We start from the raw sequence: 15,691 nt of genomic DNA, 5'->3' as shown, positions 1-15,691 counted from the left end.
GGGGAAGAATGGTACATTGGGATGATGGAATCTATTATGGCCTATCTTCGTTGATTGTAAGACAACAAATAAAAGAACCAGTTTTTAAAGATTTCATGAAATTTAATAAGTCAAAGTTGCAACAACAATGGAATAGTATTAATAATCATCGTTTCACAACCTATGCAGGAGCAACAAAGAATTTTAAGGGAGGGATTGAGAATAAGTGGACTACAGTATACAATGGGAATCCATCAAAAAGTCCGTACGTCATTCCTATTATAGGAGAAAGTGTCTTTAATGTATTAGGAGAGAATAAAGCTTCTGAAAAAAAGCAAAAACTCTATACCTTTTTTTGGTAAATAAAGTAATTAAATTTTTCTCAGGATTAGATACGGGCAATTCAGGGAAGCAGATACAATTCTTTTCTGAGAATGATAAGTCCGTGTATAGCTTCTTTAGTAATGATTTAACATGGAATGGTGGAGGTTATAGGGTACATAACACATTCCTAAAATACTATAAAAATATTGTATTGGAGGTATCTATCAACTTTGGTGGTTCTAAGTTAATAATAGATGGAAAACCAGATATTTCTGATAATGATTTTTTTGGTACGCCTGAAATCTTCTTTTGCGAAGGTATAGTATATACAAGAGATGGTAATGGATGGATAGGTGCAAGGATTGTACAAGAGGCACCAGACAAAAGTCTTTCTCAGGAGTGCACTTTGGAGGAAGAAGGTAATATTCTATTAGCCCAAAATCTATAAAAATATTTGACCGTTACTTACATATGTAGTAACGGTCTATTTGTACGCTCGGCATAAGCATTATCTAACGGGTGCAAGTCCCAAGTAAGCCCAATGATTGCTACCCTGCGAACCTCTTCGTCAGATGCCCGAAAGAAGCTCTCTATCCAAGACGATAGGACGAAATCCGACAATAGGATAGAAGTGATGTTACTCAAAGGGATAGCTGAAAACAACTTGCCACACACCATGAGGTGTAAAAGTACAAAACCGCCGTATGCCGAACGGCACGTACGGTGGTGTGGGAGGTTGGTAAATGTAAAAGTAGGAGGAGGATGCCTCTTATGAGTAATATTTACCTCCTACCAGATTTCTTTATAACTCAGACCGACTACATAAAAATGCTGTTTTTAGAGGTCATCTCTAATTTTCTTTTATAGAGTTGACTAGGGGTCTGATAGGGGTCGTCATAAGTTTCCTCTACATTAAAGACAACATCTGACAAGGAATTTATTTTCCAATACAATCCCAATCTATATATATAACTTTATTATCAGGATACATAAAAGTCCAATGAAAAAATGATTTTGTTTCTTTTTCAACTTCTTTGTTTTGATATTCTTGAACTACTTGATATCCTGTTCCATTCTTAAAAAATATATTGCTCATGCATCGTTTTGGGTTTATCCTTGATAATATTTACCCATATTTTATTTGTAAGTTTCTCTACAATATCATTACTAGTAGTATAATCGTCTTTAGTAGTGCAAGTTATTAAGCAGAAAGAGAAAACAAACATTACTAATAACTTATACGTGGAGTTCATTTGTTTAAATTAAAAAATAGGGGGATATATAATATCCCCCCATATATAAAAACATTTAATTGTACGATTCAAAAGTAGCAGTGGCAATAGGACCACCATTTCTGGGTTCATAACCTAATCCTTCAAATTGCCAATTTATATTAGCATCATTGCTATATGCTGTCCAAGTAAAATAATTATATGGAAGCATTGATACTCCTGAAAGAGTTATTAGTTTTTCATTCATATTCGGATTGGGTTCTTTTTTTGCATCTGTTTTACAAAGAATGTCAAAAAAGAAATAGCTACCATTGAAGATATTTAATTGAATTCTTGAAATAATTTTCTTTCCAGAAGTGAAATAACACTGACTTTTACTTTCAGGGAAAATTGATAATGTTGCAAGATTACTTCCTCTTGTTAGAGAGCTTTTTACGGTATTTTCAACTTGCACTATATTATCTTGTGTAAGATTTCTAATCCAAGTTTCATTATACGTAGAATATACTATTTGAGAAGTTTTTGGATTATTTGCAGCGGTTTGTAATCGCATATTTAATTCTGCTATTTCTTTTTCAAATCTTTGTTTATTTAAAGGATTAACGCTCTGCAATTCTTGCCAATCCTTATCAGAAAGTAAATCTTTGAAAGAGGTTTTATTTACATTCAAATAGTACTCGCCAACTGTTTTATTTATATCAACAAATTTAGCAAGAACCTTAGAATCAGTTAGGTAATCTCTAGTAGCATTAATTTCAGCTACCTCATTATTATTAGAACACGATGTTAATACTCCTACAAATAATGCCAATATGAAAGTAAGAGTGTAAAGGATTGTTTGTTTTGCTTTCATAACTATAAGTTTTAGAGTTTTATAAATAAATACGCTGCAAATATATGTACTTTTTATGAAAAAAGCAAATAAGTAGGCAATTTTTTCGTCATCTTCCTGAAAAACGCCTAAAAATCATGATAGCGGTTATTGAACTCTTTATAGATATACCTAAGCAGTGAAAGAAGAAGGTTAAATGTAGTTACTATGTAGTATCATTTCGATAATAGCCCTACTACTCATTAATCCTTTCTTTTCATCGCTTTACCTTTAATGTAGTTATGTAGTAAAATATAACAGTGAAAGAAAAAGGATATAATTAGTGTTCGCTGAATTAATAAATTGCCATGACTGCAAAGCAGCGGACTCTAAACTTTGCAATGGCATTTGTCCATAAATTGAGCTTAATTTCGAAAAGGGCAAGACAAAGTTCCATGAGGAACTTCATCACGTTCTTGACAAAATAGCACATCACTTCTGATTTAACACTGTAAAGGTACGAATTTTATGTTAAACAACCAAAGATAAAACAATATAATTTATTGTATGTCAAACGAATATAATTTATTCAGTAAACACTAATTATTAGTCTATATAACTGCCATTCAGCACCCCTGTATGCCACTTGTATCAACAATAATAGGAATGAATATTGGCGCAGGGGATTGCAGTGTTTGGCAGAGATATTTCCTAAACATATCTGCCTCTACGCTGTCAAGATGAAAGGAAAGGGCAATGATAATAGGAAGTGGATAGAGCGTAGCATAACCTTTTAGTTGTTCGTTTGCATAAATAACTTCCTCACCTGCACCCCTTTCATCGGGATGCAGGTTGGAGGATTTTATTATCGTTTGCAGCCTATGGTTGAGTTTTCTCCATGTTACCCCGAAGAACCTCACAAGTTCGCTCTCTGTCATGCCAATTTCGCCATTTCCTCTGCGAACAACCTGCATTCCATCAGTCCAGTCGAAATAACTGCGCTGATTGGTTACGCTTACTTTTCTTTTGGGATTATTGATTGTCTTCATGCCGTTTCCTCCATTTTACAGGTTACAATATCCGAAGGTTCACAAGCCTCTCTCTCCAAAGTTTCCTTTTCTTTTGCCGATTGCTTGGCAATGAGCCTGTCCATATCCTCTGATATCTTCCTGTCCGTTACCTGCGCATAGACTTGAGTGCTTGATATGGAGGTATGCCCCATCATCTTGGCTATGCTCTCAATGGGAATACCTGCGCTTAGGCTCATCGTGCCGAATGTATGTCTTGCCATGTGGAAGGAAAGTCTTTGGCGAATACCACAAGCCTTTCCCACAATACTCAGTTTGGCATCCATGACACTGCGGCTGCAATCACGGTGAAAAACAAGGTGGTCGCCTTTTTCTTTCACCGTCTGCTGTACCTCGTTTCTTTCCGGCTCTTTCCGGCAATGAGTGATGATGGTTTCCGCTATGGGATGTAACGGCACGATGAACTCAACCTTGGTCTTCTGACGTTCCTTTCTTATGTACATCTGTCCGTCCGATGCCGTTTGGATATGCTTGTATTCCAAATTCTCCATATCTGAGATAGCCAAGCCTGTGAAGCAGGAAAAGACAAACATCAGTCTTGCCAGCTCCGCTTCCTTGTCGTTCATCTTCATTGCCATAAGTTTCATCACATCGCTCTTTTGCAGAAAGCGTATCTTCTTTTCTGCTTTTTCATACTTGGCGTTCTCAAAGGGATTGCAGCGGATAATTCTCTTGCTGACCGCACGGAACATCAGTCGGCTCAGCCAGCAGAGGTTGCTGTTGACGGTGGATGCTTTCAGCCCACGTTTTTTGAGAAAGAAGCGGTATTCCTCGAACAAGTCCTCTGTAATTGTTCCGATGGATATATCCTGCACTCCTTTGTTTTCTACAAATTCACGGAGATTTCTGTCAGAATAGAACAGATTTAGGTAAGTTCCCTCTGCCCTTGATCTGCCAACACTTTCCTGGACTGTTTGGAGTTCCGCCCTGCTCATGGCAAGGAGCGTGGTCGGATTGGTGGCAATACCTTGCAAGCGGTTCTTGATAAGTTCCACGCTTACAACTCCGTTCTTTAAAAGAATGTCCCGATAGGTCTTTTCCACCAAATCCCTGAACTCATTGATTCTTTGATTGGTCTTCCTGTTGGTTGTCAAACCCTGCTTGGTGTTCCACTCGGAGACTTTACACTCTTCTCCTGTGGTAATGGCGGTATTCTTTCCGTCAATGGTGATACGGCAGAGAATGGCGGTATTGCCGTCTGCCTTTGTCTTCTGTCTGTTGATATAAAATAGTATCTTGAATGTACTTCTCATTGTCTTGGTAGTCTTGATTTATAAGTAATGATAAGATAGAAAAAAATAGGAATCAGATTGTTAACTGCATATCTTCAGTGAAAGAAAGGAAACGGTCAAATTCCTCAAAGAGTTTCTGCGGTGTTACCTTTGCATAACGCTCGGTCATGCTTACGTTGCTATGTCCGAGCATCTTGCTCACCGTTTCAATAGGTACTCCTTGCTCAAGCGTGATAAGTGTGGCAAAGGTGTGTCTTGCCGTATGCGTGGTAAAGGGAAAGGCTATATCCTCTCTAAGGCGCAATGCTTTAAGATACGACTGATAGGTGGCATACTTCATCTGTGGCAGCAGTCTTTCCCTTTCTTCGCCTCGATACTTCTCTATTATCCTAATCGCTTCAGGCAACAACTTAATACGGCAAAGTACACCTGTCTTCTTCCTATTGAACTTCATCCAAAGATTTTCCTCATCATCACGGACAAGATGTGTCTTACTTAATCCCATTAAATCACAATAGGCTACACCTGTATGACAGGCAAAAACAAACAAATCCCTTGCTGTTTCCATTTCTTCCTCCAACTCTCCGAAGTGGGTATTCATTAGTTTGTCAAGTGAACGTCTGTCAAGTGCCTTTGGGAGTTTCTTATCGCCCTTGCTGATTTTGACTTTGTCGAAAAGCAGGATGTCTGCCAATCCCTCACGGTAAGCCAGCCTGCAAACTGTTTTCAAATGGGTGGCGACATTGTAGAATGAGCTTTCCTGAAATCCACACTCTCCCAAGAAGTACTGCTGAAACTCGTGGATGAAGTTCTCTGTCAGTTGTGAGAAGGCTAAGTCAGAAACCTTATACTTCTTTTGGATGAACTCCAGCAAGTGGATTCTCGTGGAGTGATAGCTTGCCATGGACTCTTTTCTGATGTCTACACCGATATGACTTTCTTTCTCTTTAATGAGCATATTCAGCCTTTCAATGAGCATGCACCGTGTCTGCACACTGCCTTGAAACTGTTCCTTCACATCGGTTACGTCAAATGGGCAACCTCTTGCAAGCAAAGACTGATAGGCTGACTGGATGGACAGCAGCAAGTTCTCCAACCTGCCATTCACCTCCACCGCCTCACGGCTCTTTCCGTCCATTCTGCTCTCACGGGGATTCCACAAGCCAGGATTACAGGAGAGCTTGCAACTGAACTGGGCGATGGAACGTCCAATGGTAATGCGTCCCATAATCGGAGCCTTGCCCGACTTGTCCAGACCGCTCTTTTTGAGGTAGAGCAACACCTTCATTTTTTCTGTTTTCATACGCTTTGATGTTTTGTGGCAAAAATACCAATTTCAAAGCGTTCATCACTTATGCAGAAAACTGCCGACCGTAGCAACAGCCACACGAGCGAAAATAATTCAGTTACCGAACATTACTCTATCGTTACCTATGGCAAAATCGGGTAACGGTTTGGTAACTGAACTTCTGCCTAAATCTGCACATTATGACCCTTTTTGAAAAGAGCACTTCTATGCAAATTATTCCGTTTCCTGCTCATTATCAGTCATTTTACACCAATTTGGATATTTCTTCATTTTCGTTGATTAGTTGATCGGCAATAGCATGTAAATTGGACGGCAAAAGCATGCTAATAGTCGATTAAACCCATGTGAATAGCGTACAAAATGAAGAATTTAAGACCTTGAACGCCTTAAAAGTCGCTCCATTTTTTCTATTTTACAATTTTATTTTGTCAAAGAAAATGAATTGATTTAACAAACGAAAGGTTTGCTAACATAGTTGAGAGCTATTGGTTACCATCCAACAATATTATCACATCATGTCGTAAATGGCAGTTTTATTCTTCATTCATGCAAAAGGGAATGATTGTTTCTTTATTCCGCATAACCTTCTTAAATGCAAAAACCAAGGCTCAATAGATCACCCGAATGGCTTGGGTATCTGCTTTTTTCATTATATTTGTAACCATAAAAAGAGAAGATGAAACAAAAGATTATCCTATCCAACCATTTGCAAACTGACCTATCCAAGGCGATTGCAGCATGCCAACCCGACCGCATGTTCATCGTTGCGGACGACGTGACAGCCGAACATTGTTGGCCGAAGATTCGCGGTTTTCACTCGTTGAGGGGTGCGCCGCTCATCACCATCCCCGCTTCTGACGTTCACAAAGGCTTGCGGTCGGTGGAAAAGATATGGACGGCACTGCAAGAATATCGAGCCACCCGCCACTCATGCGTCATCAATCTGGGGGGCGGTATGGTGACAGACCTTGGGGGATTCGCTGCCTCCACCTTTAAAAGAGGCATCAATTTCATCAACATCCCCACCACCCTGCTGGCCATGGTCGACGCATCCGTGGGTGGCAAGACGGGCATCAACTACGGGGGACTGAAGAATGAGATAGGGGTGTTCAATGACGCTAATTTCGTCATCCTGCACGCAGCGTTCCTGCAAACGCTTGACCTGGAAAACCTGCGCAGCGGCTATGCGGAGATGTTGAAGCACGGCTTGATTAGCAACGACAAGATGATGAGTGAATTATTGACGTTCGACTTGAGCGGCGACGTTGACATCCATCAGCTACAAGGAATGATTGCCGCCTCGGTTGCCGTGAAAGAAGAGGTGGTGACACGCGACCCTTTTGAGCAGAACATACGCAAGGCGCTGAACCTCGGACACACTTTCGGTCATGCGTTCGAGTCGTGGTCGCTGAAACGAAAGCCTGTCTTACATGGCTATGCGGTGGCCTATGGTTTGATTTGCGAGTTGTACCTGAGCTGCATCAAGTGCGGCTTCCCCACGGAAAAGATGCGGCAAGTGGTCAGGTTCGTCAAAGAGTGGTATGGACAATTGCCGTTTACATGCGACGACTACGACGAGCTCATCGCCTTGATGCGCCACGACAAGAAGAATCTTGGTGACGAGATAAACTGCACGTTGCTTGCCAACGTGGGCGACATTAAGCTCAACCAGACGGCGACGATGGAGGAAATTAAAAACGCCTTCGACTTTTTACGCGAAGGCGAGTAGCGCATATCAGTGGTGTGGCCGACCGCAACATCCTTCTTGCCGTCGGCTGTTTCCCCACTCATTCATCATCCAGCGCAAAGACGCAGCTGGAAGGTAAGTCAGGTTTCTCGGCCATTCGCTGAGCCAAAGTCCGATTGGGTTTGCCCGTTTCGGTCATCGGAATGTGGTCTACCGACAGATACAGGCGTGGTTCCCAATAACGAGGCAAGGCCCGATGCAGCAGTTTGTGGATGGCTCGCAGAATGGGCAACTCAGACTTTTCCTCAAAGGTTGCTCCCTCCTCATCGCCCTCTCTCTCCACCATCAGCACGACTATTTCGCCAAACTTCTCACTCTTGCGCTTGGTTACCATGTAAGGCATGGTGAGGAAAGGCCGTATCAGGCGCTCCAACTCTTCCATCTGAATCTTCACGCCACCACTGTTAATAACGTTGTCGCGGCGACCAATGATGCGAAAAGCAAGGGCGTTTTGCCCCTCAGAAATACTTGTCTCTCGCATTTCGGCCATATCATTCGTTACAATGGGCGAGTCACAAAGCATCGGAGCATCAATTACCAAGCATTCATCGGCATTCGTTGTTACCTTTATTCCTTGCAGGGGCGTGTACCAACTGGAAGATTGGTGGCCGTTCAGTCTGCGTAAGGCAATGTGTGACAGGGTTTCGGTCATGCCGTATGTGCTCCATACCGCATGGGGAAAGTCGTGCAGTTGGGCTGCCAAGGCATCGTCAACAGCCACTCCGCCAATGATAAGATGTTTGATTTGGCGCAATTTTTCCCGTTCTTCGGGTACTTGCAGCGAGTTATATACTTGCAGGGGAACCATGGCGGCAAAGGTAATTGGAGCATCAACCGTAGCCAAAGGATGACCGGAGGGGGCTACCTGTATCAAACGGAGTTGCCTGACAAGTGAGCGAACCACCATCATCTTGGCACCAATATAATCGAGATTCATGCACAACAATGCGGTATCACCAGGCTGCAATCCAAGGAAGTCACACGTCATCTTGGCACTTTCAATCATTCTGTCCTTCCTTACATTCAGTTTCTTCGGCGCACCTGTCGACCCACTGGTTTGCACATGGATGGTCTGTGCATCATCATTCCATTCGCTGATAAATTCTTGATAAGTCATTTTTACCTCCATTTAATGTCTTTGTGGGCATGAACCACAACTGATCTCCTCTCACTTCCAACGGCATAGGTATGTTGTCCGTAAACAGAAGTCCCGTTCCCAAGCCCTGCGGAAAGGTGACATGCGGTCCATAAATCTTTGCGGCAAGTTGTGCAATGGCGTTCAATCCCACATTACTCTCCAACGCACTGGTGAGCCACGAGCCTATGTTTCGTTGTTTTGCTAACGTTATCCATTCTTCTGTCCCATACATGCCACCATGCAACGAAGGCTTCAAAATGATGTATTGCGGGCGTATGGTATTGAGCAACTCTTCTTTTTCATGTCGCTGGTTCACACCAATGAGTTCCTCATCGAGTGCGATAGGAATGGGCGACTCACGGCACAAGCGTGCCATTTGCTGCCACTGATGCTGCTTGATGGGTTGCTCTATCGAATGAATGTCATACTTGGCCAACTGCTCCAACTTTGCAAGAGCCTCATCGGGTGCGAAACCTCCATTGGCATCAAGGCGCAACTGAACTTGCTCTGAGGTGAAATGAGAACGAATAGCGCGCACCAGTTCTACTTCTTTCTCAAAGTTGATAGCCCCTATTTTCAACTTTACACATCGAAAACCTTGCTCCAATTTTTCCTGCATCCTACGCGCCATTTCCTCAAACGTACCCATCCACACCAAACCGTTGATGGTGATTCCCTCCTCTCCTCGTGCGAAAGGAGTGTCAAACAAGGCAGCACTTCCGTTTGCGTTTATTTGCGCCAACGCTGTTTCCAACCCAAAGAGTATTGACGGATAAGGCCGCAAACGCTCGTAGTTGATACGCCCCTCGTGCGCCACCTCATTGCACGTCTCGGTTAATATTTGCTCATAATCAGGACAAACGTCACAACTTAAATCTGGCAAGGTGGCACTCTCGCCCACCCCTTTGACGGAAGGTCGGTCTTCGCGCCATAGGGTTACATAGTAACTCGTGCGTGTTTGGTACACTCCCCGTGAGGTGGTGGCAGGATTTTTGAAGTGCAGTGTGCGCTTACCGACAGAATAACACAAGCTCATATTCATCTTAATTCATGACTTTTTCTATAATCAATTCTTGCTTTCGACATTTGCTCTCTGATTCCACCTTGCTTCACAAAATCATCTTTCACCCGGTTAATGTATTTTCTAAGGAATATGTCAGCTTGATGAATGAGTGTAATAGCAATGTTCGCAATGGTCTCATCACTTCTTTCCTTGATGGCGTTTCGATAATATGCCGAGTCGTTATGCCGTGCGCAAACACGTCTGGTTTGTATTGTTCTCACATCATTCACATCCCAGATGGCAAGATCTCTCACCCGCAAATAATCCTGATAATCTATCAACAACTCCTGCAAACTTGCTTTAGCCACATTCAATAGCTTGATTTCTGTTTCAGAAGAAGTGGTTGAAGCAGCACACCCCTCCGCTATGTTCTGTTTTCCCGAGCGAGCCGCTTGCACCATCTGGTCTACCGTCCTGTCGTTCTTTGCCAAAAAGTGGTGAGCAAAATAAAAGGTAATATCATAGATACACTCTGTTTTTTGATAAACAATTAAGCTTTGATAATTACCTTTTTGCGGCAAAAACTGGTTGGTTTGCATGGCTTTTTATGTTTTTAGCGGTTATTTTTTGTTAGAATTATTGGGCTTATTAGGCCTATTGGCCTTATTAGGCTAATAAGGCTAATTGGGCCAATTAGGCCAATTAGGCTAATCAGCCCCATCAGTTTTAAGGAAACTGCGGATACTTATCAAAGTCGGGCTTGCGTTTCTCCAAGAATGCTTTTCCACCCTCTTGCGCCTCGTCCATGGTGTAATACAGCATGGTAGCATCGCCAGCCAACTCCTGAATACCTGCCTGTCCGTCCAACTCGGCATTCAGTCCTGCCTTAATCATGCGTAATGCCAAGGGCGAACGTTGCATCATTGTCTCCGCCCATGCCACGCATTCATCCTCCAATTCATCGAATGGCACCACCTTGTTCACCATACCCATACGCTCTGCCTCTTGTGCCGAGTACTGCTTACACATGAACCAAATCTCCCTGGCACGCTTTTGTCCCACCATTCGAGCCAAGTACGAAGCGCCGAAACCTGCATCAAAAGAGCCTACCTTTGGTCCCGTTTGTCCAAAAATGGCATTCTCACTGGCAATCGTCAGGTCACACATGACATGCAACACATGCCCTCCTCCGATGGCATAACCATTCACCATGGCAATCACAGGCTTGGGTAAACGTCGAATTTGCATCTGCACGTCCAGCACGTTGAGGCGTGGCACCCCGTCTGTTCCTACATATCCGCCTCGTCCCTTCACATGCATGTCGCCCCCAGAGCAAAATGCTTTATCTCCCGCTCCTGTGAGAATAACCACACGAATGCCCGCACACTCTCGGCAATAGGCAAAGGCTTGCGACATTTCCCATGTGGTGAGCGGTGTAAAAGCGTTACGATAACGCTCACGATTAATCGTTATCTTTGCAATTCTGTTATACTCTTCGAAGAGGATTTCCTTAAAGTTGAAGCCGTCAATAGACTTCCATTGTCTTTTTTCCATATCAAATTAAACTTGTTTGTATTCGTTCATTGCCTGTTCATCTTGTTCTTGCGAGGTAAACACCTCAAAGACTACGGGGCGGTCAAAGTTGTCATTCACAAAGCGATTCATGTTATTTTCAAGTTCTTCCTCATCGTGTGCCGAAAGGTAAGCCACGCTGTTTTGCTGGCAAATCCCCCAAGCTGTGATATGATGTTGGGCAGAAATTAATGTCTGCTGAGCCGTACTATCTTTCAAACCCGGCAAACTTTTGAAGATAACTCCGCCCCCATTGTTCAGCAACAACACTCTGAAATTGCCCCCTAAGCTATGCCACAAGGCATTTTGGTCGTAAAAGAAGCTCAAATCACCGATAACGCAATACACGTTTTGAGTTGTCACCAGCGAGCAACCTGCTGCCGTTGACAAACTTCCGTCAATGCCGTTGACGCCCCGATTGCAAAAAACATAGTCGCTGGAAAAGTGATTAACCAGCCTAATGGACATACTGTTGGCGGCATGGAGGATGTACCTGTCCTCATGACTTGCGGTCTCAAAAAATCTTTTCACAGCCTGCCATGAAGAGTAAGAGGGATGAAAACGCTCATTCTGCGCCTGCACTTGTTGAATCAGCGTTGTCCATCTTGAACGAAAACCAGACTCAAAAGGTAGCCTTTGCCTTTCTTTTTCCCCACGGACATACCGCAAGATTACCTCAAAGACATCATGCGGTGCGCCCTCAATCACGCCTGTCAGGTTTTGGAAAGTATCATATATTTCCCCTCGCTCATTGACAATCCAAGTCTTAGCAGCTGGAGATTGACGCAAAAACGCTTTCAAACGCTTACTCACCAACGTTCCCCCAAGGTACACCACTACATCAGGTTGATATTGCTCTACCTGCTGCATGCGCATCAACACCTTATCTATATGTTGAGGAGAAAGCCTTTCGGTGGGTGAATCGGGATAGTGCGGCGCATCCTCATGACAAGCCATTCCGAGACATTCGTACATAACTACCACATCCGTTGACAACTCGCATAATTGCAAAGCCATGCGCCGAGCCTCTTTGTTACTCAATTGTCCCACGACTATCATCGGGCGTTGGGCTGACTGGATATCCGCCAAAAGCGGCTGACAGTGAGCCACATCGGTCGTTGCCGCTACCTGTCGAATCACACGTTCGGTTGGCAACGCTGGCACATTGAATGTAAATAAGGGTTCTGAAATGGGCACATTCAAGTGTACCGGACTGCCACCATGCCGCTGACAACAAAGTAAGGCTTCGTTTACCAATCTGTTACAATACCACCGTTCGTCATCAGTAGAAGGCTCGGGTAACGAGACTGCCTTACTGACAAAACGCCCTAAAGCATCCAACTGCGGCAGGGTTTGTCCGTCTTGTTGGTCAATCCACATCGCAGGTCTATCTGCCGAAATCACCACCAAAGGCACATGTTGATAATAAGCCTCTGCTGCAGCTGGCAAAAGATTGAGCAACGCCGTACCTGAGGTAACACAAACGGCAACAGGGTGTCTTAAGATTTGAGCCATACCCAAGGCATAAAATCCAGCCGATCGCTCGTCTGTCACAGGGTGGCATGTGATGTTGGGGCATTCGTTGAGATTATGTACAATGGGTGCATTGCGCGAACCGGGACACACCACGGCGTGTTTCACACCGTGTGCCACTAATAATGCGGTGAGTATATTGACGTTCTCTTTATCTGAATAGGGCATGGAAGGATTATTTAGTTGACGAGTTCACGAGTTGACAAGTTCACGAGTTGAATGTTTTTTAGTTCTTGAGTTTGTGAGATTTTAAGTTTTTAAGTTGACAGTTGATAGTGCACAAGTTGATAGTTCACGAGTTGACGAGTAGATAGCTTTGCTAATCATAAAGTTCAAAATTCAATGTTCAATGTTCAAAGTTATCAGCTAATCACTCCCCTTCCCTTTGGGGAGGGGCCGGGGGAGAGGCCACTACCTTTTTCATTGTTTCCATCTTCGCCACAGTCTCTTCCCACTCCTGCTGCTCAACACTATCGGCGAGTAGGCCTCCGCCGGCATAGAAGCGGTAGCTACAGTTCGAAATTTGCATACAGCGAAGCGAGACATACAGATGTGTCTCGCCCTTGGGATTGAGCAAACCCACAAAGCCACTGTAATAACTTCGATGGATATGTTCGTTTTGCAGTATAAAATGATGCGCTTCCTCCTTGGGAAGTCCACACACAGCAGGTGTAGGATGCAAAGCTTCGAGTAACGTTCCCAGCTGATTTGGATCACAAAGCTCAAAGGTGAAGTCAGTACGTAGATGCACTAATCCACCCGCTTGCACGGTATAGGGTCCGCTCTCCTCGACATGGGTTGCGAAAGGAACCAGACTTTGCTGTATATACGTGGCCACACACCGTTGTTCCTGCCTGTTCTTATCCGACCATGTACGCTCTCCTACCGACAGGTTGTTACCAGCAAGATGGCTTGACATCACAGGTTGACTTTCATCATCGTTGAGCTTCATCGTGCCAGCTAATGCCATAGTTTGCCATCGCTCACCATCACCAGACAACAATACCTCTGGAGTAGCCATGAGCCAAGTCCCAGTCATGGGCGTGCAAACCAACACGATGGCCTGTCGCGGATAGCATCGACAGGCTGCTAAGAACAAACTTTCGGCATTTGCGCCGTCACATCGCTCCACCTCTTCGCAGCGAGCAAGCACCAGCTTGTCAAACCTTTCAGCTTTCAGCGCTTGGTGAAATTGGCGAAAATCACGTCCATAAGCCAACCGTTCTTCCTGTCGTGCGGCATTGGCAAGCTGTCCGTCACGCTGACAAGAGCAAGGGTCACTATCATTTATTTTCTCTTCTTGCACCTTGTCAGGATGCATCAACACGATGGGATGGGCGGCATCAATGGTAAAGGGAGCCATGACAAACCCCTCCCGTCCATTGAGGTCAGTCAGCCGAGTCAGCACTTCAGGCTCGCCCTGTGTCTGTTCCAGACGGATGAAACGCTCGGCATGCGGAAGCCGATAGTATGCTATACTGCTCATTCTTTTGGTTTACGCATGGCAAAATTAGTCACCTGAACGGTTGAGATGAGCTTGTCGTTTTCGTCCTTAATCTCGATGTGCCACTGGTGCAGTGTGTCGCCCTTGTGCTGCAACCGACCGTAAGCGGTCACGGTATCGCCTTCCATCACCGGCCTGACATGGTTGCCACTGACATTGATACCCACGCATATCTTGTCGGGACAAAGCGCCATGCTCCCCACACCCGCCAAATTTTCGGCCAGCGCCAAGGTAGCACCCCCACTTAAAAAGCCAAATACTTGCTTATTACTATCGTCCACCTTCATCCGTGCCATACAGGTATCTGGCTCGGGGGTGGAAATAAATTCCATGCCCAAGGTGTTAGACAGGCCATCCTGTCGCTTAATAATATCTTTGATTCGTTCTAAATCCATTGTCATTTTTGGTTATCAACTTCAAAGATACAACAAAAGAGAGAGGATTCAAAAAATACCCGTTGTTTTTTTAATAATGAAGATTCTACTTCAAAATGCAACTACAATCATCATTTTGTGCCTGTAACATTTGTTGGAATATCCATTTATTTGTATCTTCGCCTGGCAGCCCTATGGGTTGACCTGCAGACAGTACGCCCAGCAGGATGAGGTCACAGGGCCGTACGCTCATAAACATACAGCCTAACTTTTACACTAAAAACATAAACTTATGCCAATCAAAAAATGGAAAACTTTAAAGTCGGATTACATCATCAAGCGCCCTTGGCTCACGGCTCGTCGAGACGAGGTGCAACTGCCCAACGGTGTGATTCATGACGAATATTATGTATTGGAATATCCCGATTGGATCAATGTGATTGCTGAAGATACAGATGGCAACCTGATCATCGAACAGCAATGGCGACACGCACTGGGCATCGTGTCTTCAGAAATCTGTGCCGGCGTGATAGAAAAAGATGAGAAGCCCCTTGATGCTGCCAAGCGAGAACTGCAAGAAGAAACTGGTTATGGCGGTGGAACATGGACAAAACTCATGACCATCTCTGCCAATCCCAGCACCATGACCAACCTTTGTCATTGTTATTTGGCAAAGGGAGTGAAGCCCGTAAGCGAACAACACTTAGACCGCACAGAAGATATCGAATTCAAGTTGCTGTCCAAGGAAAGGGTGTTTGAGATGTTGAAAAATGGGGAATTCATGCAAGCCCTGATGATTGCGCCTCTTTGGAAATACTTTTCAGAACATCTTTAATCTTACTTCC

16 protein-coding genes are annotated in these 15,691 nt (G+C 44.1%); 4 read left to right on the top strand and 12 right to left on the bottom strand.

The window, feature by feature from the left end; genetic code table 11:
* The first annotated feature begins 8 nt into the window (after positions 1-8).
* Positions 9-341 (top strand): hypothetical protein, encoded by a 333-nt coding sequence (locus NQ518_RS12905; protein ID WP_260107741.1) that lies wholly within the window; start codon positions 9-11, stop codon positions 339-341.
* Positions 335-751, top strand: coding sequence for a hypothetical protein (locus NQ518_RS12900; protein WP_260107740.1), 417 nt, complete (start codon positions 335-337; stop codon positions 749-751). Before NQ518_RS12905 ends, NQ518_RS12900 begins: the two co-directional genes overlap by 7 nt.
* A gap of 489 nt (positions 752-1,240) precedes the next feature.
* Here the strand turns inward: NQ518_RS12900 and NQ518_RS12895 are convergent, their stop codons facing one another.
* The 5 genes from NQ518_RS12895 to NQ518_RS12875 form a co-directional block, all read right to left on the bottom strand.
* On the bottom strand, positions 1,241-1,399 hold the full coding sequence (locus NQ518_RS12895; RefSeq protein WP_260107739.1) for a hypothetical protein: 159 nt from the start codon (positions 1,397-1,399) through the stop codon (positions 1,241-1,243).
* A 212-nt stretch (positions 1,400-1,611) separates the two neighbouring features.
* Positions 1,612-2,388, bottom strand: a complete 777-nt coding sequence (locus tag NQ518_RS12890; RefSeq protein WP_227960667.1) for a hypothetical protein — start codon at positions 2,386-2,388, stop codon at positions 1,612-1,614.
* 584 nt (positions 2,389-2,972) lie between these two features.
* Positions 2,973-3,395, bottom strand: a complete 423-nt coding sequence (locus NQ518_RS12885) for a hypothetical protein (RefSeq protein WP_227960669.1) — start codon at positions 3,393-3,395, stop codon at positions 2,973-2,975.
* Entirely contained in the window at positions 3,392-4,687 is a 1,296-nt protein-coding gene (locus NQ518_RS12880) for a site-specific integrase (RefSeq protein WP_227960670.1), read from the bottom strand. The genes NQ518_RS12885 and NQ518_RS12880 overlap by 4 nt, the downstream gene beginning before the upstream one ends.
* A gap of 52 nt (positions 4,688-4,739) precedes the next feature.
* The gene (locus NQ518_RS12875) at positions 4,740-5,969 is read right to left on the bottom strand and encodes a site-specific integrase (RefSeq protein ID WP_227960672.1); all 1,230 of its coding nucleotides are present in this window, start codon (positions 5,967-5,969) and stop codon (positions 4,740-4,742) included.
* A 682-nt stretch (positions 5,970-6,651) separates the two neighbouring features.
* Between NQ518_RS12875 and NQ518_RS12870 the strand changes: the two genes are divergently transcribed.
* Positions 6,652-7,704, top strand: coding sequence for a 3-dehydroquinate synthase (locus NQ518_RS12870; RefSeq protein WP_227206044.1), 1,053 nt, complete (start codon positions 6,652-6,654; stop codon positions 7,702-7,704).
* 58 nt (positions 7,705-7,762) lie between these two features.
* On the opposite strand, the gene NQ518_RS12865 is transcribed toward NQ518_RS12870, so the two are convergent.
* The 7 genes from NQ518_RS12865 to NQ518_RS12835 form a co-directional block, all read right to left on the bottom strand.
* Positions 7,763-8,839, bottom strand: a complete 1,077-nt coding sequence (locus NQ518_RS12865; RefSeq protein WP_227206042.1) for an AMP-binding protein — start codon at positions 8,837-8,839, stop codon at positions 7,763-7,765.
* Positions 8,805-9,902, bottom strand: coding sequence for an o-succinylbenzoate synthase (locus tag NQ518_RS12860; protein WP_227206040.1), 1,098 nt, complete (start codon positions 9,900-9,902; stop codon positions 8,805-8,807). Before NQ518_RS12860 ends, NQ518_RS12865 begins: the two co-directional genes overlap by 35 nt.
* Positions 9,899-10,462 carry a four helix bundle suffix domain-containing protein gene (locus NQ518_RS12855; protein ID WP_227206038.1) on the bottom strand — a complete coding sequence of 188 codons (564 nt, stop codon included), beginning with the start codon at positions 10,460-10,462 and terminating at the stop codon, positions 9,899-9,901. Before NQ518_RS12855 ends, NQ518_RS12860 begins: the two co-directional genes overlap by 4 nt.
* Before the next feature lie 127 nt (positions 10,463-10,589).
* Positions 10,590-11,417, bottom strand: coding sequence for a 1,4-dihydroxy-2-naphthoyl-CoA synthase (menB, locus tag NQ518_RS12850; protein ID WP_227206035.1), 828 nt, complete (start codon positions 11,415-11,417; stop codon positions 10,590-10,592).
* Positions 11,418-11,423: 6 nt separating this feature from the next.
* Complete coding sequence (gene menD, locus NQ518_RS12845; protein ID WP_227206033.1) at positions 11,424-13,136, bottom strand: 2-succinyl-5-enolpyruvyl-6-hydroxy-3-cyclohexene-1-carboxylic-acid synthase; 1,713 nt, start codon at positions 13,134-13,136, stop codon at positions 11,424-11,426.
* 202 nt (positions 13,137-13,338) lie between these two features.
* Complete coding sequence (locus NQ518_RS12840) at positions 13,339-14,454, bottom strand: isochorismate synthase (protein ID WP_227961538.1); 1,116 nt, start codon at positions 14,452-14,454, stop codon at positions 13,339-13,341.
* Complete coding sequence (locus tag NQ518_RS12835; protein WP_227206029.1) at positions 14,451-14,867, bottom strand: PaaI family thioesterase; 417 nt, start codon at positions 14,865-14,867, stop codon at positions 14,451-14,453. Before NQ518_RS12835 ends, NQ518_RS12840 begins: the two co-directional genes overlap by 4 nt.
* A gap of 271 nt (positions 14,868-15,138) precedes the next feature.
* On the opposite strand from NQ518_RS12835, the gene NQ518_RS12830 reads away from it, so the two are divergent.
* Complete coding sequence (locus NQ518_RS12830; protein WP_227206027.1) at positions 15,139-15,681, top strand: NUDIX hydrolase; 543 nt, start codon at positions 15,139-15,141, stop codon at positions 15,679-15,681.
* Positions 15,682-15,691: the final 10 nt, after the last annotated feature.

It is taken from the genome of Hoylesella buccalis ATCC 35310 (genome assembly GCF_025151385.1).
GTDB classification, from domain to species: Bacteria; Bacteroidota; Bacteroidia; order Bacteroidales; family Bacteroidaceae; genus Prevotella; species Prevotella buccalis.
The sequence above is the reverse complement of the archived record's forward strand: the minus strand, read 5'-3'. Positions and strand labels throughout refer to the sequence as shown.